Below are 19,452 nucleotides of genomic sequence, written 5' to 3' on the forward strand. Positions count from 1 at the left end.
CGTATGACCAGCTCCTCAGACGCCGCCGCCCACCGGGAGCAGGCGTGCACCGCTGCCGCTCTGCGCGAACTGCTCGACCTGCTCGCGAAGGACGCGCCCGCCGAGCAGTTCGCCCGCCCCGCCGCGGCGGCCCGCGCGGCCGGGGCGAGCGGCGCCGAGCTCACCGCGATCGACGAAGCCACCCAGACCGCGCTGCGCGTGCGCCGCACCCTGAACCAGCACCAGCGCAGGGAGGCCGAGCTCACCGCCCTGTTCGACACCGCGGGCGACCTCGCGGCCCTGCGTGACCTGGACGCGGTCCTGCGCGCCATCGTGCACCGGGCCAAGCTGCTGCTGCGTACGGACGTCGCGTACCTCTCCCTCAACGACCCGGCCGCGGGCGACACCTACATGCGGGTGACGGACGGCTCGGTCTCCGCCGCGTTCCAGAATCTGCGCCTGGGCATGGGCGAGGGGCTCGGCGGCCTCGTCGCCCAGACCGCCCGTCCGTACGCCACCGGGGACTACGAGGTCGACCCCCGCTTCCAGCACACCACCCCCATCGACAGCGCCGTACTGGAGGAGGGCCTGCACGCCATCCTCGGCGTGCCGCTGCGCCAGGGCACCCACGTCATCGGTGTCCTGTACGCCGCCGACCGCACCGCCCGCGCCTTCACCCCGGACGAGGGCGCGCTGCTCTCCTCGCTGGCCGACCACGCGGCGATCGCCATCGACAGCGCCCGCCGCATGGAGGAGACCAGGGCCGCGCTCGTCGACCTGAACGCGGCCTCGCAGACCATCCGCGCACACAGCGAGGCGATGCTGCGGGCCGAGGACGCGCACGACCGCCTGACCGATCTCGTGCTGCGCGGCGGGGACTTCACCGAGGTCGCCACCGCCATCGGCGCGCTCCTGAGCGGCGGGACCCTCATCCACGACGCGGACGGCACGGAGCTGGCCCGCGTGGATGCCGCCCCCCGCACGCCCCAGGCCGACTTCTGCGCACCGCCCCCGGCCAAGGCGGTCGCCGCCTCGCGCGCCAGCGGCCGGGCCGTGCCCCTCGACGGCACCTGGGTGTGCGCGGTCCTGGCGGGCCCGGAGCTCCTCGGCAGCATCGCCCTCACCGGCAGGCCCGACCTCGGCGAGGCCGACCGCCGCCTCTTCGAACGCGCCGGGGTCGTCACCGCGCTGCTCCTGCTCCTGCGCCGCTCGGCCGCCGAGGCCGAGGACCGCGTGCGCGGCGAACTCCTCGGCGATCTGCTCTCCCTCTCCGGCACCCCGGGCCGCCTCGCCTCGCGCGCCCGCCGCCTGGACGTCGACCTGGCGCTGCCCCACGCGGTCTTCGTCGCCCACGGCGACACGGCGTCCCGCAGGCTGCTGCTCTCGTCGGCCGCCCGCGCCGCCCGCACCCGCTGCGGGCTCTCGGGCCTGCACCACGACCACGTGGTCCTGGTGCTCCCGGCCGACGACACCGGCGTACGCGCCCGCGCGCTGGCCGCCGAGCTCACCCAGGCCGCCGGGGCCCCGGTCACGGTCGGCGCGGCGGGCCCCGCCACCGGCCCCGAGGCCCTCTCCCAGGCGCACGCGGAAGCCCTGCGCTGCCTGTCCGCCCTGCGCGCGCTCGGCCACACCGGCCAGGGCGCGGACCTGCCCGACCTCGGCTTCCTCGGCGTACTGCTCGGCGACGACACGAACGACACGAACCTCGACTCGTACGTACGCCGCACGCTGGGCCCCGTCCTGGACTACGACACGAAGCGCGGCACCGAACTCATCCACACCCTGCGGGCCTACTACGCCTGCGGGATGAGCCAGTCCAAGGCCAAGGAGTCCCTCCACGTCCATGTGAACACCGTGGTCCAACGCCTGGACCGGATCGGCCACTTGCTGGGCGCCGACTGGCAGTCCCCCGAGCGCTCCCTGGAGATCCAGCTCGCCCTGCGCCTGCACGCCTACACCTGGGCGGCCACGTCTCCCTGATCTCCGGCGGCTTCCGCGTCCGTCGCGTCCTTCGCGGGTGCCGCGGCCGGTACGAGGAAGGTGGCGACGAGCCCGAGGACGACGAAACCGGCGGCGACATAGCCGCCGATGGCGACCCCGTCGGTCATCGCCGAGCGCGCCGCGTCGGCGAAGGACGCGGTCTCCGGGCGATCGGCGAGCGGCCCGATGGCGGCTCCCGCACTGTCGGTGACGGCGCCGGTCAGCCGGTCGGCCTGCGTCCCGGACAGCCCGGCATCGCTCAGCCGATCGCGCAGATTCGTACTCAGCGTGGTGAAGAAGACGGTGGTCAGGGCGGCGATCCCGAGCGCGGAACCGAGCTGGCGGAAGGCGCTCTGAATCCCGGATCCCTGCCCCGCACTCTCCTGCGGCACCTCGGCGAGGACCACATTGGTGACCTGGGCGGTGGCGAACCCGATGCCGATCCCGTACGCGAAGAGCATCAGCGCGACCGCCCACCAGGAACTGTCCGGAGCCGCGACGACCCCGACCCCCGCGAGCCCCACCACCTCCAGGGCGAGCCCGATCCGCACCTGCCCCAGCGCCGGGACCTTGGCGGCCAGCGGAAAACTGGCGCCGGTCGCGACGAAGCTGCCGATGGCGATGGGCACGAGCGCGAGCCCGGCCTGCAAGGCGCTGTAGCCGAGGGTGAACTGGAGCCACAGCGGGAGCACCGCGACGATGCCGAACTCGCCGAGGCCGATGATCAGGGTCGCGATGTTGCCGTTGCGGAAGGAGGCGATGGAGAACAGCCGTACGTCCATCAGGACGCGCGCGACCTGTGCCGGGTCACCGCTCCGGCTGAGCGCGATCTGCCGCCGTACGAAGGCGAACAGCGTGCCGGCGGAGAGCACGAGCGCGACAAGAACGGGCGAGGGCCCGCTCCCCCACCGCACCCCGAGAACCTCCAGCGGCTCGATGCCGACGATCCACCCGTACGTACGCCCTTCGACGAGCCCGAAGGCGAGCAGCCCGAGCCCGACGGCGGAGAGCACCGCACCGGCCACGTCGACCCGCCCCTTGGTGCGCGGCGAGGGCGCCATGTAGAGCAGCACGCCGACGGTGACGAGGACGGACAACGGCACGTTGATGCCGAACGCCCAGCGCCACGAGACGTGTTCGGCCAGCCAGCCGCCGAGCAGCGGACCGAGCGCCGCGGCGCCGCCGATGGTCGAGCCCCAGATGGCGAAGGCCTGGCCGCGCGCCTTGCCGGTGAAGGTCGCGTTGAGGAGGGAGAGCGAGGTCGGCAGGATCATCGCGGCGCCCGCGCCCTGCAGGAAGCGGGCCAGGATCAGCAGCCCGCTGCCGGGCGCGAGCCCCGCGAGCACGCTGGTCGCGCCGAAGACCACGACACCCGCGACGAAGATCCGCCGGGCGCCGAAGATGTCCGCGAGGCGCCCGGTCAGCAGGAGCAGCGCGGCGAAGACGATCGCGTACGACTCCTGGATCCACTGCGCCTGGCCGGAGCTGGCGTCCAGGTCCCCGATGACCGAGGGGACGATCACGTTGACGATCGTGGTGTCGACGACGATCAGGGCGACGCCGAGGGCGATGGCGACGAGGCCGAGCCAGCGGTGGGCGGATGGCGTTGCGGACGGCCTTGCGGGGGACGGGTCACGCATTGCAGATACCTCCACAGTGAAGTAATTCCACGGTGAAGGTAATATCGGCCCGGTAAGTTGTCAAAGCACGAACGCGGCACGAGTACGGTCGGCAGAGAGGGCGGGCGCAGTGACGGAGGCGGGCGCAGTGACGACGGAGGAACCGACCCCCGGTCCGACACCCGGCGAGGTGACGGAGCAGCGCGAGCGCCTGATGGAAGGCCTGCGGGGCTACGGCGAGCGCTACAACGAGCTCAGCCGCCGCTTCGCCGTCTGGCTCGGCCTGCACTCCACGGACGCGGACGCCCTCCTGGAGATCGTCATCGCCGAGGACCGCGGCACCCCGCTCTCCCCGGCCCGCCTCAGCGAACGCATCATGCTCTCCTCGGGCGCCACGACCGCGCTCCTCAACCGCCTCGAAGGCGCGGGCCACATCGTCCGCACCCGCGAGCACACGGACCGCCGCGTCGTCACGCTGCACAGCCTCCCGGGCATCCGGGAACGCGCCGACGAGTTCTTCACGCCGCTGGCCGTCCGCATGGACGCGACGATGGCTCATTACCCGCCCGAACTCCTCGAACGCTTCGAGGCGTTGCTGGCGGACCTGCGGACGGCGATCGACGCGGATCTGGCGGAGCGGGACGGGACGCCGGGGCCGAGCTGATCCGGTAGCCCCCGCCCGACCGCTGCCGCCCGGCGGCTGCGACGGCAACCATTCCTCCCCCTGGCGGCGACTGCCCTGCGCAACGCACAACGCGCACCGCGCACCGCGCACCGACTATCGCCAGGGCGGATGAGGCAATGAGAGCGATCAACGACGACCGCGATGACCGTGATGACCGCGACGACGGCAGGGCGCGGCACCGCAGGCGCCACCGACTGAGCCTGACGGTCGGCATCCCGGTGGCCATGGCGGCCGCGGCGGGCCTGACGTACGGCACGGCGTTCGGAATCTTCGGCGAGGACGCGCAGCCAAGCGCATCGGCGGCGAGCACCCAGGCACCCGCCCCCGCCCCCGCCCTCCGGTCCGACGAGACCGCCGACGGCTTCGCTTCCGTCAACGCCATGGGCCAGAACGGCACGTACGGCGGACGCGACGGAGAGACGGTGACGGTAAAAACCCTCGCGGACCTGGAGAGATACGCGACGTCCTCCGACCCCTACGTGATCATCGTGGCCGCGACGATCACGATGGACCCGAAGGGCAAGGAGATCAAGGTCGCATCGGACAAGACGATCATGGGTTCAGGCGCCTCGGGTACCTCGGGCGCCTCGGGCCAGATCGTCGGGGGCGGCTTCTTCCTGGGCCAGGGCGTGCACAACGTCATCATCCGGAACCTCACGATCCGGGACTCGTACGCGGGCACGTGGAACGACAAGGAGCATGACTTCGACGCCGTACAGATGGACGGCGCGCACCACGTCTGGATCGACCACAACGACCTTCGCCACATGGCGGACGGCTTGATCGACAGTCGCAAGGACACGACGTACCTGACGGTGTCCTGGAACAAGCTGAGCGACAACAACAAGACATTCGGCATCGGCTGGACGGAGAACACGACGGCCGACATCACGATCCACCACAACTGGCTGCGCGAGACGGAGCAGCGCAACCCGTCCACCGACAACGTGGCCCACGCGCACCTCTACAACAACTACCTCCAGGACGTGGCAGGCACCGACATCACGTCCTCCTACGGCAACTACGCGCGCGGCAAGACAAGAATGCTCCTGGAGAACAGCTACTTCGAGGACATCAAGAACCCCGTGACGAGGGACAGTTCGGCGGCGATCGTGCAGCGCGGAAACGTCTTCGCGGGAACGAGCGGGCGCAACGAGAGCGGCGGCAAGGCGTTCGACCCTACGAGCTTCTACGCCTACAAACTCGACAAAGGTACGGAGGTCCCGTCGAAGGTGAAGGCGGGCGCGGGTCCGCGCGAGAGCCTCGCGACCACGACCGCGACGGCATCCACCCTCACGGTGGCAAAGGACGGCAGCGCCCGGTACAGGACAATCCAGTCCGCGGTGAACGCGATCCCGGCGAACAACCCCTCACGGGTGGTCGTGTCCATAGCCCCGGGAACGTACCGCGAGACGGTAAAAATCCCGCCCACCAAGCCGCACGTCACGCTCCAGGGCACGGGCGGCAGCCGCAAGGACACGGTGATCGTGTACGACAACGCGGCGGGCACCCCGAAGCCGGACGGCTCCGGCACGTACGGCACCTCGGGCAGCGCGACGGTCGCGGCGGAGGCGGACGACTTCCAGGCCCGCAACGTGACGATCGCCAACGACTTCGACGAAAAGGCGAACCAGAACATCGCGGGCCACCAGGCGGTGGCGCTGCGCACGGCGGCGGACAAGGCGTACCTGGACAACGTGATCGTCGAGGGCGACCAGGACACGCTGCTCCTGGACACGGCGGCGAAGGAGAAACTGGGCCGCGCGTACATCAGGAACTCCTACGTCATCGGCAACACGGACTTCATCTTCGGCCGCGCGACGGCGGTGGTGGACCGCTCGGTGATCACCCTCAAGAAACGCTGGGACGGCACGTCACAGGGCTACGTGACAGCACCGAGCACGCCGGCGGGCCGCAACGGCTTCCTGATCACGAACACGACGGTGACCGGCGACGTATCGCCCCGCAGCTTCCACCTGGGCCGCAACTGGCACGCGGGCGGCGACGCGACCCTGTCCCCCCAGACGACGTTCCGCGACTCCACCCTGAGCGCCGCCATCAGGACGACGCCCTGGACGGACATGGGCGGCTTCCCCTGGAAGGCGGACCGCTTCGCGGAGTACAAGAACAAGGGCCCAGGCGCAGGCCCGGCAAGCGAAGACCGCCCACAACTGACCGAGCCCCAGGCAGCGACCCAGGAAAAGGCGGACTGGCTGGGCAACTGGACCCCAGCTCCCTAAACGAACCGGGGGGGGCGGCCCTGCCCCCACACCGCCCCGCCACCCCGATCCGCTACCCTGTCTGGAACCGCCATCCGTGGCGGCACCAGTACGCCTTCGTAGCTCAGGGGATAGAGCACCGCTCTCCTAAAGCGGGTGTCGCAGGTTCGAATCCTGCCGGGGGCACGCAGTAGACCAGGGAAGAGACCCCGGAAACCGCAGGTCAAGCGGGGTCCGGGGTCTCTTTGTCTCAGCTCTGGGTACAGTCTCGATACAGGGTTGCACACCCTGAACGCACCCCTAGTACGGGGGCGCGGCTCCTAAATATCCCCTAAATGATCAAGTCGTCGCCGCAGGTGGCGATACACATGCGTCCGCCCCCCTCGCGCATCGAGGGGGGCGGACTTGTGGTGCGCCGTCGAGGGAACCAGAGGGCCACCAATGGGCCCGACAGCGCACGATCTTGGGTTGTTCATCAGCTACGACTTCTCACCCTGTCTAACGGATGCGCTGCTTCCACGTCATTCGCCCGTTCGAGTGAACACGTGTTCGATTACTTCAGACTACAGCTAGCTCTGCGGCGCCAGGCATATGCCGCAGAGCTCTAGTCACGCATCTTCACGTTTTCCGCCACGTTCGGCCTTGATCAGCCAACTGATCAAGAAGCGACCACTTGGGTACTGACACGCACCTTGACTGCACATTGTGTGTGCAGGTGCCCGCCCGACGTAACCCCCGACCCGACTGGGTCCTGCAACGACGCGTCACCCTGGGGCACCGCATCGCGCAGCTACGGCACGCCGCTGACCTATCCCAGGAACAGCTCGGCGACCAGGCAGGGATCGAGCGGCGCAGCATCCAGAGGTATGAGGCGGGCACACGCGACCCTCAGTACTCGGACCTGCTTCTGATTGCCCACGCCCTGCGGGTACACCTCGCCGACCTCCTCGACTAGACGACTGCCGGGCGGGGGCTGGGCTCGACTGCCGCTTCATACCCTCCCATCGCATGGCATATGCAGGGAGTGTGTATACGGCACGCACGGCTGCATTCCGTTCGTGCCCCGTGTGAATGAGCGGCCCGCCCCCATGCTCACCGTCGGGCGGGCCGCTCTCCCTCGCCGTGGGTCCGACGCACCACGGCAAGGGGGTCTAGGGGTGGCGCCGGACGAACGTCCGGCGGTCCGCGCAGGCTTCGTGCAGGCGGACCGTGATGCCGCCGGCCGAGATGGAGACCTTCGCGAAAGTCCTGAACTTCTGGCCCCGGGTGATCGGCTTGTCGCAGTACCCGCAGAACCACGTGCCCTCGCTCATCGCCGTGCCTCCCTCAACTCCTGCCGCAGCGCTCTGCCTTCGGTGCAGCGGGCGGGCTCGTCGGCGCACTGCTCGCAGCTCTGTATGTGGGCGAGGAGCGCCAGGTATGCGGGCCGTGAGGCGCAGAGTCGGCAGGAGCGGGGGAACCAGGTGAAGCCGCCTTCGCCCCTGTGCTCGCCGAGCTCTACGGCCGTCGCCGTACAGAGGGTGACAGCGCACCGTACGCAGGCACGGCCGCACGTCTGCGCCACGGACAAGGAGTCGAGCTCAGGCAGGGCGGCTTCCAGCGCGATCTCTCTGAGTTGGGTCATCGGAACGCCTCCGCGGGAAGTCTTGGGCCGCCGCCTGGGCCGAGTGCGGCGGCGAGATACACGGGATCCGTGACGCGGCCGGAGCCGTCGGGTGCGACGAGCCAGAAGCGGCCAGCGGCAGGACGGTGTGCGGGCGGGCAGTGCATCGGCCAGCCGAAGGGTTGCAATGAGATATGCCGGACGTCCGCGAGTTCCTCGGCAGCCTCAAGCGGGACGAGCCACCAGGCGGTGTCGAGGCCGGGGTCCAAGAGGAGCGGGCCTCTGGCATGTGGCGGTATCCGCTTCACAGCCTGGAGGGCAGTGCCGAGTTGGGCCTCTGCGGCGAGCCAGCGGGCGCAGTGGATCGGTGCGAGGCCGTCCATCTCCCACACCTCGTGGGCGAGCTCGGGGCGACGGGCGCAGTTCGCGAGCCAGGTATCCCCTGCGTCTCGCTCTGGTGTGGTGCGCGTCTTTGCAGCCATGACCAGCACCGTAGGAGTGGCCGAGAATCACGACGCGGTCCGATTCTCGAATATTCGACGCTCTCCCGTGGCGATTCGCTGTGATGCTCAGGGAGTCTCAAGGTAGGCCCGCGCGCGTGCCAAGACGCGGTGAGCTTGCGAGCCGTAGACGGCGGCTCCGGAGAGAGCGTTCCACACACGACGGTAGAGGTGCACGCTGTCGGCGTCGTCCAGCCACAGCTCGGCATGCCAGTCCTCGACGATGGCGAGCCGATCGTCATACAGCCAGAAGCCGTTCGCCGGCGGGATGGCGACACCCGCCCCTAAGGGCACGATGCCGAGCTTCACAGTATCCAGGCCGATAGCGCCGACGAGGCGGTCGAGTTGAGCGGCCAGGACGTGCGCGGGCGCTACGCCAGCGTGCAGGGCGGCCTCCCACATGACGATATGGAACGTCCTGCCGGACCGGTACAGCAGCTCCTGACGCTTCACGCGCGCCCGTACCGCGTCGTCGAGATCTCGCGGTGACTGGTGGAGCTCGGCGTATCGGGCGAACACGTGACGGGCGTAGTCGGGCGTCTGGAGAATGCCGACGATCATGGCGCCCTCCCACGCGCGGAGCACCGTGGACCGCTCATACTCGACCGTCAGCGCATCCTGAACCGGTCGGTGCCCGGCACGCAGTTGACGACGCCACGACCGGACGTGCGACTCAATGCCTTGAAGACGTGCTCCAAGTTCCTCGGCCGCAGCGGGCTGTCCCACCGCGCGGGCCCACGATGCGAGATCCTCCATCGTCGGAGTCTGGCGGCCCGCTTCGATCTTGCTGATCTTCGACTGTGGCCAGCCCAGGCGTTCCGCGAGGATCCGCTGGGAGACACCGGCGCGCAGCTCACGGAGCCGCGCGCCAAGAGCCGTCCGTCCTTGCTGATAGTCGGTGCTCACATGGCGAACGTACCCGCTACGCCTGGTCGTACGGGATGGCGTGGTGCCAGGCAGCTTCACGGGCCTGCGCGTACCGGAGCACCTCGACAGGGTTCGTAATCAGCTCGACGCCGGTCATCATGTCGGCCTCATCGTGATGGAGCAGGGCCACTACTCGGGAGTCGAACAGCCAGAAGTCCTCACGGGGAAGCCGGAGTTCGTCAGCCCGGCTGCGAGGCAGAACCCGGATGTCCTCGCCCGCGGCGCTGTTGCGGCGGGCGTTGTCGAGGAGGTACCGCTGACCATCGGTCGGCGGCTCATCCAGGATCCGCACACGCTCGAAGCGCTTCCCGAGCGCGGACTGTTCGCGACGCTCCACGCACCACGGGTCCTCGAGGTCCCAGTCGACGCGTCCCTCCTCGAGGAACTGGCGATACGTGTCCTGCTCCTCGTCGAACGCGTACCGGCGGCGGGTCTCCAGCCGCCATGCGGAGTGCTTGAAGCTGGTGAACATGCCGTCGAACTCGTCGAAGGTGATGAACTGCGGCACGTGCGCGGGCTCCTTGGGGCTGAAGTTGGCGAGCAGCTCGCGGGGCACCGTGACAGCGTCCTCGTCAGCCGTCAGGTTATCGAGCTGGCCGAGCTCGCCCGCATCGGTCAGTCGGTCGCCTTGGACGACGTACCGATCAGTGCCGGGGATTTCGTACAGGGTGGGACATCCGTTGTTGCCGCTGTTGGTGCCGACTTTCCACAGGCGTCGCGTCATGGCGTTCCCCTTCGTGGTGGGTGGACGCTCGCACCGTAGCCCCCGACGGACTACACGCAAGAGGGCATCTGGGCATGACGAAAGGCCCCCTGCGCTGCCGTGTGGGCAGCGCAGGGGGCCAGGTCATGGACGCCAGGGTGTGAGGTCGAGGTCTGCCGGTGGCTCGGGCGCGGGGCCAGCGGGAGTATCAGGACCCACGCGCTTGGCCCATCGCCAGATCTCGATTACGTAGCTGGTCAGGAGCTTGCGCTGCGTGCGCTCGTCCACGAGATCCTTACGCAGTTCGTTCGCGATCGTCGTGAAGTCCGAGCGCCGGTTCGTGGCGCGCGACTGCGTCCACGTCAGCAGCCCCACCAGCAAGGCCACACCAGCCGCGGCCATCGCCCCCACGTCCATCAGCGGCCTCTCTTTCTGAACGGGATCGGCAGCGGGTCATCCATCCCCGAGACGAGGACGACGCCGATCGTGAACGCCCCCCAGCCGCAGGCCGATCCGACTGCTTCCGGGTACGTGGTCGCCGCCGAGACGGTGAACGCGCCGGACCACAGGCCAGCGGGGAAACCGAGCGCCGTGTACCCCGCAGCCTGCAGCCGGGGGCAGTTCACGACAAGGCCCGCGAGGGCAGCGGCGATCCCGCAGGCGACCCACATCCACCCGAGGACGTCGAGAGGCACGTACCGCGTGACATCGACGAGGCCGCGCGCGGTGCCGTAACGCGGGTTGTCGACGATGCCCAGCCCGCCGTAGAGAGCCCAGCCGACGCCGACGGTGACGAGAAAGGCGCGGCGGCGCGAGAACGCCGGCCGCGCCGCCACGCGCCACATCAGAGGCTCGTCGGGCCGCGCGGGGTGCTCGGCGCGGCGACGGTCTCGGTGATGCCGGGGCCAGTGGTGCCGCCGCTCGTCGCAATCGCGGTGAGCAGCGCCAAGGCCGCGGCGAGGCCACCCACCGAGAACGCCTCGGCCCAGTCGACATCCACGATGCCCAGCCCGTCAGCACTCACGGCGCCGAGGGTGGCCTGGGCCATCGTGCGCACCATGCGCTCGAACGTCGCCTTCCAAAAGGCTGCAGTCGTCATCGAGTTACCTCACTTCTTGGGGAGCTTGAGCTTCTGGCCGACCTTGAGCTCGTCGGGGTCCGGGAGGTTGTTCAGCTTGGCGATCTCGCGCCAGCGCGCGGCGTCGCCGAGCTTGGCCCTGGCGATCGTCGAGAGGGTGTCGCCCTTGCGGACGGTGTACGTGCTGGTGCCCGTGCCCGGCTTGGACTTCAGGCGCTTGGTGATGCGGGCCTGCATCGCCGCCCAGTCGACCCCCCTGGGGTCGACCTTGCCGGGCTGCCAGTCGAGGTGACGGAGCACGGAGCGGACCGTCCATCCGTGCTTGCGGCAGATCGCCGTGGCGACCAGCTCGATGGCGAGCAGCTGCGCGGCGGGCCACGGGTCCTCGCCGTCGCCGAGGTTCTCGCACTCGAAGCCGTAGAAGTGCCGGTTCCCGTCGGTGTTCGCCTCGTTGTCCGGCGGCAGCGCACGCTCGGCGATGACGGCCTGCAGCACGTCGTCGTCGCCCAGGCCCGCGTGGTTGGCGCGGCCGTAGCCGACGAGGTGGACGCGGCCGTCCTTGGTGATGACGCCGTGGCAGAGCGGGCCGGGCAGGGTGGGGTGTCCGTCGCGGCAGATGGCGACGGTGCGCGCCGAGCCAGACGTGACGGTGTGGTGGATCATCACGCCGTGCACGGGCCCCCAGGCGCCCTTGTGGTTGCGGTTGTGGTCGCGCCAGTCACCGACCTCGACGACGGTCACGCCCTCGTCGCGCAGCGCGTCGAGGAACGATCCTGCGGACAGCGGCGGGGCCATCAGCGGCCGCCCTGCGAGTCGAGCCCGGCACGCACGGCGGCGTCCTTGGACTCCAGCAACTTGCGGAGTGCCACAGAGAGCTCGGGTCCGGGCGGCAGCGCCTCCACCAGTTGGTTCGCGAGATCGGCGAACGGGGCGGATACCGCCCTCAAGTGTTCGGGTAGATGCCCGAACGTGAAGTAGCGGAGGATCGGCGGGACGGAAGGATCGGCCATGGGAACTCCAGACATGAGGAAAGCCCCGGCCAGGCGGCGCGGGGCGTGCAGAGGTGCAGGGGGTTACTGAATGTCGGTCGCTGTCGTGTTCGGGGACGTCGAGGCGTCCTCGATGCCGGTTCCGCCGGCGCCGGACCAGGTGCCGCGCATGTCGTTGCCGAAGCGGTGGATGCCGGTGCCGCTGGAGATGGACAGGCCGCGCACGGCCTTCGTGGCGCTCGCTCCGGGGCGGCTCTTGTTGCCGCTGATGGCGATGGCCACCGGGTTGGTGGAGACGCGGATGCCGTAGGCGCTTGAGGCGACGCGGTTGGCGCCGTCCACGAAGTTCGTGCGGATCTGGATGTCCGTGCCGCCCTGGACGAGGATCCCGGAGTTCGCAGGGTCCCGGATGTGGTTGCCGATGATCTCGGAGTTGTCGGTGGTGACCATCGTGATTCCGTGCGCCCCAGAGGTCCACACGATGTTGCTGCTGATCAGCAGGTTGTTGCCGTCCTCCGTGCTGATACCGGTGCCCGCGGTGTTGGCGATGACGTTGTCGCCGACCGCCGCCCGGGACACGTATTGCAGCCGGATTCCAGCCTGTGACGAGGTGCTGCCGTCGATCGTGTTGCCGGTGATCGCCAAGTTCAGGATGGTGCCCGACACCTCGCCGAGCGCGATGATCGGCTCGTCGTAGGCCAGCCCGCCCCGGAAGCTGTTGCCGGACACCGTGAGGTTGCGCATGTTCTGGGAGGCGCCGGTCGGGTTGCCGTTGACGTCCTTCGTGTCCTCCGGGTCCGAAAGGATCACCGTGCGCAGCCGCACCCCGGAGCCGCAAGCGACGAAGGTGTTCCCGACGATCGTGCAGTCCTCGTAGTTGTACGCACTGACCGCGTACTGAAGGACCCCCTCGAAGCTGTTGTCCGAGATCCTGATCCGGCGGTGCCAGCGGCCGATCGTCGCCGAGTGCGAGCCGATCCCACGCGGCCACGCCGTCGTGCCTGCGGTCCCCGAAGCGCCGAAGTGGCAGCCCGTGATCAGGATGTCCTCGCACGGCGTGTGGTCGTAGGGGCCGAAGCCGCCGAACACGTCCACGCTCTTGGCGAGGTCGAGTTGCACGGCCTCGGAGAAATCTCTCCCACCCGGATCGACATAGCCCCTGAACTGGCATCCGCTGATCGTGCCGTGGGTCGTCGAGTTGAGCTCGATACCGTGGAAACCCGGAAGGTCGCGGATCTCCAGGTCCCGGACGACGATGTCCTTGGCGTGCCCGATCGAGATGCACATGGCCGAGCCGGTGAGCCCGACCGTGGTGCCGCGCATGTTCCACAGGCCGCCCTCGATGATGATCCGAGAGTGCCCCGTGTACCCGCCGAACGCTTGGCCCGAATCACCGTTGATCAGCATGGTTCCGGCGACGTTCCGCCGGAACTCCGCGCCCGCCATCAACGTGAGCCGGGTGTTCCCGTAGATCCGCAGGGTCTGCCCGATCAGGTACACGCCGGGCGGGACCAGGACCCAGGCGCCGCCCACATCCCGAGCGGCGTTCAGTGCAAGCTGGATGGCGGCTGCCGCGTCGATATTCCCGGACGCGTCCGCGCCGTAGTTGGTGACCATCAGCCAACTGCGCTGATTCATGGCCTCCAGGCGGCCCGCGGTGATGTCGTCACCGGGGAACCATTGCTCGATCGGGGTAGCCAAGGCGGGCCCTCCTTACAGGGATGCGATCGCCGGACGGGCGAGCCGAACGGCGGTCCCGATCAGATGCGGCTTGGTCACGCCGTTCACGTGCCGCACGACCGTGAGCCGCTGCCCGCCGACCACCTCGAAGTTGTCGAAGCGCAGAACGGGGCTGACGTTGGTGTTGCCTGCGAATCCGGAGGCCGTCAGGCCCACGGCGCCCTCGGCGATGAGGTTGGCGGTGATCGTGACGTCGAGCTGCCAGGTGGCGGGCTCGGCCGTGGCGACCTTCCATGCGCGCAGGCGGATGCGGTGGCCGTCGATACGGGCACGGAACTCGTACTCGTCCCCCGTCACGTAGGTCCCGGCCAGTTGCGGTGTCCCGCCCACCTGCGTCGTGTCACGGGTGACCGACAGGTACAGCTCGCCGCCCGTGGCGAAGTGCAGCCGAGCCCGGTAGTACGTGCTGGCGTTGACGTAGCGCAGCAGCACCGAGGGCACGAGGCTGGCCCCGGTGGACACCTGCCCGGCCTGGAACCGGCACCGGACCTCGCAGTCCTGCACCCCGGCCACCAGGGTCTGAAAGCGCACCGTGGAGACGGCTGTTGGGATCGTCACCACGCCGCGGGCCCCGTCCACCGAGCGATCCGACGCCGATCCGCCGGCCGTTGCCCACACCTGCCCGCCCGACGCGGTGCCCCAGCCGGACGCCACGGAGCGCGTGAAGGTGTCGGCCAGAGGCGCGATGGCCGTGGCCGACACCTCCTCGCCGCCGAGCTTCAGCGGGATGGGCAGCGCGGCCGGGCTCGTGGTCCAAGGCAGGCCCGCGCTGACCACGTCCAGAGCGGTGGCCGTATCGGTCGCTGCCGCGGCCAGCACGCACCCATCGGTGTCGGCCTTCGCGTACACCGCGTGGTCGGCCTTGGCGGTCATCCACGGCCCACCCGCCGAGCAGTTGAAATCGATGTCCCACTTCTGCAGGTCGAGGACGTCGTGCCAGCCCTGCACGATCAGGTCGACGTCGTCGTGGGAGACCCACGGGGGCAGCCCGGTCAGGCGGATGAGGTCGCCCTCGCGCAGCGCGAGGACGGCGGGGATCAGCTGCGGGGCCTTGTGGAGCATGACGGACACCGTCGGGTAGCGGGCCCCGTCGTAGGTCCCCAGGTGCAGACGCCAATACGCGTGCGGCTCGGCCTGGACGTCGTCGGCCAGCGACAGCGTGAGGGCCTCGTCGTACAAGCCGATCCCGTCGGGCGGGTCCTGCACCGACAGTGGGCCTTCCTCGAGGACGGCGCGCGCCGAGCTGCCGCCGGTGCGGGTGACGGTGATGTCGTTGCGGGTGGCCTCGTCGTCGTCGACCGGCTCCAGTGGGGCGGCCAGGCCGGGGGCGTCGTAGGCGAGGGTGAGGGCGGGTTCCTGGGTGTAGAGGGTGGAGCGGTCGCGGTAGATGAGGCCCAGGCGGGTGCGGGATTCGATCAGCAGGCCGCCGTCGACCTCGGCCGCCGACTGCAGCAGGTCGACGAGGGTCTCGGGGCGCTGCGGGCCCACGCGTTCGGGGGGAAGCGGTCCGGCGATGCGGGCCATCGGGATGGTCTCCTCGGTGGCCAGGCGCAGCATGCGCGCCCACGCAGTCTCACCGGAGTACGCGTTGTCGGATCCGGTGTACAGCGGCGACTCGGCGACGGGCAGCACGCTGAGGTGTCCGATCGCCCAGCCCTCGGTGGCCGCACCCCAGTTGCCGGTGACGGCGGTGACGCGTCCCGTGGTGCCGGTGACGGTGCGGCTGATGCCGCCCGCGTCGCCTCCGGGGTCCTGGAAGAACAGGCCCCAGGTGACGGTCCCGGCAGCCTCGCGCGCCCAGAAACGCAGGCGTACCCAGCCGTGGAAGACGTCGGAGCCCAGGCCGACGAGCTGGTCGACGATGGCCGTCCCGGACGAGTCGTAGCCGTACACGCGCCCGGACCCGTTGCGCATGCCTACCGACCAGCGGCGCACCGTGCCGGTGGCCGAGATGGAGACGATTTCCGGGTGAGGCTCGGCTGCCGCGGGGGCCTTGTCGTCGGCGGTGTAGACGAACTCGACCTGCCACTGCGTGGGGGTGGGGTGGCTGGGCACGATCGCGGACAGGGTGGCGGCCGCGCCGAGCTGGGGCAGTGCGCGCGAGCTGGGGAGCGTGTCGGCGCCGGCGAACTCCAGGCCGGTGACCGCTGCGGGCTGAACGCCCTTGATCGGCGAGTAGGCGCGGGTGGCCTCGCGCTCCTCTTCCATCGGCCAGTACGCGAGCGGGTTGCCGGAGGGGATGCGGCGGCGCAGCGTCGAGTCCAGCGGCTTGGCGCCCTGCCCGTAGCGGCGCAGGATGCCCGCCGCGTCCACGGGTGTCCACACGTCGGAGCCGTCGGGCTGCCACTTCTGTGGCCAGGCCGCGATCTCGCCGACGAAGCGTTCCGCGCGGTCTGAGATCCTCGCGGTCCCGGCGAGCGTCCAAGCCCGTCCGGCCGCGTCCGTGAAGCCGGTCGCGCCGGTCGCCTGCGCCGCAAAGTCCGGTGCGGCGACGAGGGTTCCGCCGATCCCGGAGCGCACCTCTGCGGCGTACACGCGGCCCTCGATCGGCGGCCGAGGAAGCGACGCGGTCAGATCGGCCGGCGCCACGGACAGGGCGGCCGTGCTGACGTAGATGGGGGCGGTGCCCGCCAGGGTCATCGGGTCCGCGAACTCCACCCAGGGGCCTGCCAGCGAGGGCGCCCAGTAGAAGCGGACGGTGTGGCCGCCCGCTCCGTCGTCGGCGTCCAGTGTGGTGCGCAGGGCCGCACGCTCGGGGAGCGCGGGCAGGGGCCGGGAGTGGAAGAAGCTTCCGGCGGCGGTGCCGTCGGTGGAGTAGGTCAGGTACAGGGCGCCGTCCTGCAGCCGCATCAGGTAGGAGCGCTGCCCGGCCGCCGCGTCCCATTTGCCGAGCAGCGTGCGGGCGCCGGGCCCGTACCAGTTGGCCTCGGCCTCGATGCGCAGGTCGAGGTCGCCGGTGATGTCCAGTGCGGCCGTATCCGGCGTCGTAGCGAAGGCGTCCGCGCTGCCGGGCAGTTCGAGGTAGCGGGTGGTGCCGGGCACCGAGAGGCGCACGCGGGTGTTGCGGCCGATGAGCCCGTACAGCGGGCTCATGGCGTTGCGCGGGCAGTACTTGCCGGACCTGTTGTTGATGGTCAGGGACAGCTTTCCGGGGTCGGTGCGGGCGCCCTGGTCGCGCCGCCCCACGTCGATGACCTTCACGTCGCGCACGTACACGTCGGCGCTGATGTTGGTCCACACGCCGCCCAGGTACAGCTCGGTGCGAATGTCGAGGGGGGTGCTGGGGAACGCCACGGGTGCCTCCTTATCGGCCGAAGGCGGTCTGTACGTCGCCGCGGCCGTCCACGGTGACGATGGAGCGGATGAGGCGCTTGACGGCTTCGGGCCCGTCCACGGTGATCCGCACGTCCACCCGCTGGCCCGCGGCGCCCGCTGAACTGCGGCGGTTCATGCCGGTCAGGCCGGGCACGTCGACCAGGTCGCTCAGGGAGCGCTGCATGGCGGGCTGCGCGTCCTCGGCGCCCTGGACGATGCCGGGCGGTACCCAGCGGCCGACTTCCTTGGCCATGACCTTGGAGGGGGATCCGATCCCGAGGGCGTCGGCGATCGGTCCGGGGATCATCGACTTCGCGAAGTTGATCAGCTGGTTCTTCAGCCAGGAGCCCATGCCCTTGATGCCGTTCCACAGGCCGCGGATCACGTCACGCCCCTTGGAGACGAGCAGCCCGGACAGGGAGCCGATGGCGCTGGAAATCCGTTTCGGCATGCCGCGTACCCAGGAGATGAACGCGGAGGCCCGCGAGGACGCTGCGGAGCGGAAGGCGTTGAAGGCGTTTGTCGCCGAGCTGCGCAGGATGCCGAGCAGGCTGGCCAGGGCCGAGCGGATCCGGCCCGGCAGGCCGCGCACCCAGCCGACCAGTGCCATGGCCTGGGCCACGGCGCGGGTCTTCATGTCGCCGAACCAGCCCGCCACCAGGCCGGGAATCTGGGCGAGTAGCCGCACCCCGGTCAGGACCCAGTTCACGGCGGCCTGCACGGCGGCCCACACGGCGTTCCAGGCGGCGACTGTTGCCGCCTTGATCCTGTCCCAGTTTGCGATGACCAGGATGGCCAGGCCGATGATTGCGGCGATGATCAGCGCGATGGGCCAGAAAGCCACCAGCCACTGTGCGGCCATGATCGCGGCCCAGGCGATGGCTCGTGCGGCCATCATCACGAACTGCGCGATGGTCACCGCGGCCACCCGGATGATCTGCACCAGCCAGGTGGCGGCCATCCGCGCCGCGGCCATCGCCCACGCGGCGGCAGTACGTGCGGCGTTGGCGACGGCTGCCACCGCGATCCGTGCGGCGGCCTTCACGCTGGTCGCCGCGGTGGCCAGGTAGCGGCGGGCCAGCATCCCGAGCCGGGAGTTCATCAGAGCCGAGGCTGTATCGACGGCGTTGGAGGCGGCCTTGAACGTCTTGAACGCGACGACCGCGACCAGGATCGAGGTGGCCAGGGCCTGCACCACCGACGGGGGCAGGGCGTTGATGATGCGCGCGAGTGTCAGTGCGACCGTGGCGGCCACCCCGATCAGCGGTGCCAGCGCCACGAGCAGCTTGATCGTGGCCTGCGCGAGGGTGCCCAGTGTCTGCGCGCCCTGCTTGGCCAGGGCGATGAACTGCGCGAACCCCTCGCTCTTGCCGAGGCCTTGGCCCCATCTGGCGAACGCGGCGGTGGACTCCTCAAAGCCACCGGACATCGTCGTCGACAGCGGCAGGAATGCCTTGATGATCCCGCCGATGCCGACCGCAATGTTCTTCAGGCCGAACAGGAGCGACTTCAGGTTGCGTCCGGCGACCTTGGCCATGGACTCGGCGAACTTGTCCAGGCCCTTGCCCTTGGTGCTGCGGTCGATCTCGTCGACGAACGCGCCGAACGCCTTGGAGGCTTCCTTGACGAACGGGGTGAGCAGCGGCAGCAGCCGCCGCGCGACCTGCAAGCCTTTGGTGAAGACGGGCATGGTCGAGGACGACAGCGAGTCGGACCAGGCGCTGTAGTCCTTCTTGAGGCCGATGAACTCCTTGGCCATCGCCCGCGTGTGCGGGGGCATCGCGGCCAGCGCGTCGGTATAGGCCTTCTGCTTCTCCGCAGCGTCCTCGGCCCCGGCGGCGGCGGCCTTCTCTGCCTCCTCGGCGAGAGAGGCCGCCTCGGCGACGGACTCCATCTGCGGGCCCACCGCAAGCTGGAAGGCCTTCGCGGCCAGACCGGCCGAGGCGAAAGCGGCGGCCATGCCGCCCACCCCGGCGACAACTGCAGCCGCCGCCGGTACGCCGACACCGAGCCCGGCCACCATCTTGCCCAGTCCGGCCAGCGTGGACTTGGCGCGTTCGGCGCCGGCGCGCAGCTGGTCGGTGTCGATGCCCAGCCGCACCGTCATGCTCGCGA

The 19,452-nt window shown here is 70.0% G+C and carries 18 protein-coding genes and 1 tRNA gene; 5 read left to right on the forward strand and 14 right to left on the reverse strand.

The features are described from left to right. The first annotated feature begins 3 nt into the window (after positions 1–3). Positions 4–1,959 (forward strand): helix-turn-helix domain-containing protein, encoded by a 1,956-nt coding sequence (locus ACFUPX_RS03545; RefSeq protein WP_383315194.1) that lies wholly within the window; start codon positions 4–6, stop codon positions 1,957–1,959. On the opposite strand, the gene ACFUPX_RS03550 is transcribed toward ACFUPX_RS03545, so the two are convergent. Further along, the gene (locus tag ACFUPX_RS03550; RefSeq protein ID WP_383315198.1) at positions 1,932–3,599 is read right to left on the reverse strand and encodes a DHA2 family efflux MFS transporter permease subunit; all 1,668 of its coding nucleotides are present in this window, start codon (positions 3,597–3,599) and stop codon (positions 1,932–1,934) included. The two genes, ACFUPX_RS03545 and ACFUPX_RS03550, sit on opposite strands and share 28 nt — an antisense overlap. A gap of 193 nt (positions 3,600–3,792) precedes the next feature. Between ACFUPX_RS03550 and ACFUPX_RS03555 the strand changes: the two genes are divergently transcribed. The 4 genes from ACFUPX_RS03555 to ACFUPX_RS03570 all read left to right on the forward strand — a co-directional run bounded on the left by ACFUPX_RS03555 (position 3,793) and on the right by ACFUPX_RS03570 (position 7,437). Continuing rightward, complete coding sequence (locus tag ACFUPX_RS03555) at positions 3,793–4,242, forward strand: MarR family winged helix-turn-helix transcriptional regulator (RefSeq protein WP_383315724.1); 450 nt, start codon at positions 3,793–3,795, stop codon at positions 4,240–4,242. Between the two features lie 137 nt (positions 4,243–4,379). Further along, the gene (locus ACFUPX_RS03560) at positions 4,380–6,503 is read left to right on the forward strand and encodes a pectinesterase family protein (protein WP_383315201.1); all 2,124 of its coding nucleotides are present in this window, start codon (positions 4,380–4,382) and stop codon (positions 6,501–6,503) included. Between the two features lie 92 nt (positions 6,504–6,595). Continuing rightward, positions 6,596–6,668: transfer RNA gene (locus ACFUPX_RS03565), tRNA-Arg, on the forward strand. 529 nt (positions 6,669–7,197) lie between these two features. Then, positions 7,198–7,437 (forward strand): helix-turn-helix domain-containing protein, encoded by a 240-nt coding sequence (locus tag ACFUPX_RS03570; RefSeq protein ID WP_383315204.1) that lies wholly within the window; start codon positions 7,198–7,200, stop codon positions 7,435–7,437. A 196-nt stretch (positions 7,438–7,633) separates the two neighbouring features. On the opposite strand, the gene ACFUPX_RS03575 is transcribed toward ACFUPX_RS03570, so the two are convergent. From ACFUPX_RS03575 to ACFUPX_RS03635, 13 genes are all read right to left on the reverse strand, one after another. Further along, complete coding sequence (locus ACFUPX_RS03575; protein WP_383315207.1) at positions 7,634–7,795, reverse strand: hypothetical protein; 162 nt, start codon at positions 7,793–7,795, stop codon at positions 7,634–7,636. After that, positions 7,792–8,106: a hypothetical protein gene (locus ACFUPX_RS03580; protein WP_383315210.1), complete on the reverse strand. Its 315-nt coding sequence runs from the start codon at positions 8,104–8,106 to the stop codon at positions 7,792–7,794. Before ACFUPX_RS03580 ends, ACFUPX_RS03575 begins: the two co-directional genes overlap by 4 nt. Further along, entirely contained in the window at positions 8,103–8,567 is a 465-nt protein-coding gene (locus tag ACFUPX_RS03585; protein WP_383315213.1) for a hypothetical protein, read from the reverse strand. Before ACFUPX_RS03585 ends, ACFUPX_RS03580 begins: the two co-directional genes overlap by 4 nt. 87 nt (positions 8,568–8,654) lie before the next feature. Then, entirely contained in the window at positions 8,655–9,491 is an 837-nt protein-coding gene (locus ACFUPX_RS03590; protein ID WP_383315216.1) for a helix-turn-helix domain-containing protein, read from the reverse strand. A 16-nt stretch (positions 9,492–9,507) separates the two neighbouring features. Continuing rightward, positions 9,508–10,236: a DUF6879 family protein gene (locus ACFUPX_RS03595; RefSeq protein WP_383315219.1), complete on the reverse strand. Its 729-nt coding sequence runs from the start codon at positions 10,234–10,236 to the stop codon at positions 9,508–9,510. A gap of 123 nt (positions 10,237–10,359) precedes the next feature. Then, positions 10,360–10,632, reverse strand: coding sequence for a hypothetical protein (locus ACFUPX_RS03600; protein ID WP_383315222.1), 273 nt, complete (start codon positions 10,630–10,632; stop codon positions 10,360–10,362). After that, positions 10,632–11,051 (reverse strand): hypothetical protein, encoded by a 420-nt coding sequence (locus tag ACFUPX_RS03605; RefSeq protein ID WP_383315225.1) that lies wholly within the window; start codon positions 11,049–11,051, stop codon positions 10,632–10,634. Before ACFUPX_RS03605 ends, ACFUPX_RS03600 begins: the two co-directional genes overlap by 1 nt. 8 nt (positions 11,052–11,059) lie before the next feature. Continuing rightward, complete coding sequence (locus tag ACFUPX_RS03610; protein WP_383315228.1) at positions 11,060–11,314, reverse strand: holin; 255 nt, start codon at positions 11,312–11,314, stop codon at positions 11,060–11,062. Positions 11,315–11,323: 9 nt separating this feature from the next. After that, entirely contained in the window at positions 11,324–12,088 is a 765-nt protein-coding gene (locus ACFUPX_RS03615; protein ID WP_383315231.1) for an N-acetylmuramoyl-L-alanine amidase, read from the reverse strand. Further along, positions 12,088–12,303, reverse strand: a complete 216-nt coding sequence (locus tag ACFUPX_RS03620) for a hypothetical protein (protein WP_383315235.1) — start codon at positions 12,301–12,303, stop codon at positions 12,088–12,090. Before ACFUPX_RS03620 ends, ACFUPX_RS03615 begins: the two co-directional genes overlap by 1 nt. A 63-nt stretch (positions 12,304–12,366) precedes the next feature. Beyond that, on the reverse strand, positions 12,367–13,983 hold the full coding sequence (locus ACFUPX_RS03625) for a right-handed parallel beta-helix repeat-containing protein (RefSeq protein ID WP_383315239.1): 1,617 nt from the start codon (positions 13,981–13,983) through the stop codon (positions 12,367–12,369). Positions 13,984–13,995: 12 nt separating this feature from the next. Then, a complete protein-coding gene (locus ACFUPX_RS03630; RefSeq protein ID WP_383315242.1) occupies positions 13,996–17,316 on the reverse strand; it encodes a hypothetical protein in 3,321 nt (1,106 codons plus the stop codon). A gap of 10 nt (positions 17,317–17,326) precedes the next feature. Then, positions 17,327–19,444, reverse strand: a complete 2,118-nt coding sequence (locus tag ACFUPX_RS03635) for a hypothetical protein (protein WP_383315245.1) — start codon at positions 19,442–19,444, stop codon at positions 17,327–17,329. Positions 19,445–19,452: the final 8 nt, after the last annotated feature.

Origin of the sequence: Streptomyces sp. NPDC057302 (genome assembly GCF_042667685.1) — a bacterium.
GTDB lineage: Bacteria > Actinomycetota > Actinomycetes > Streptomycetales > Streptomycetaceae > Streptomyces.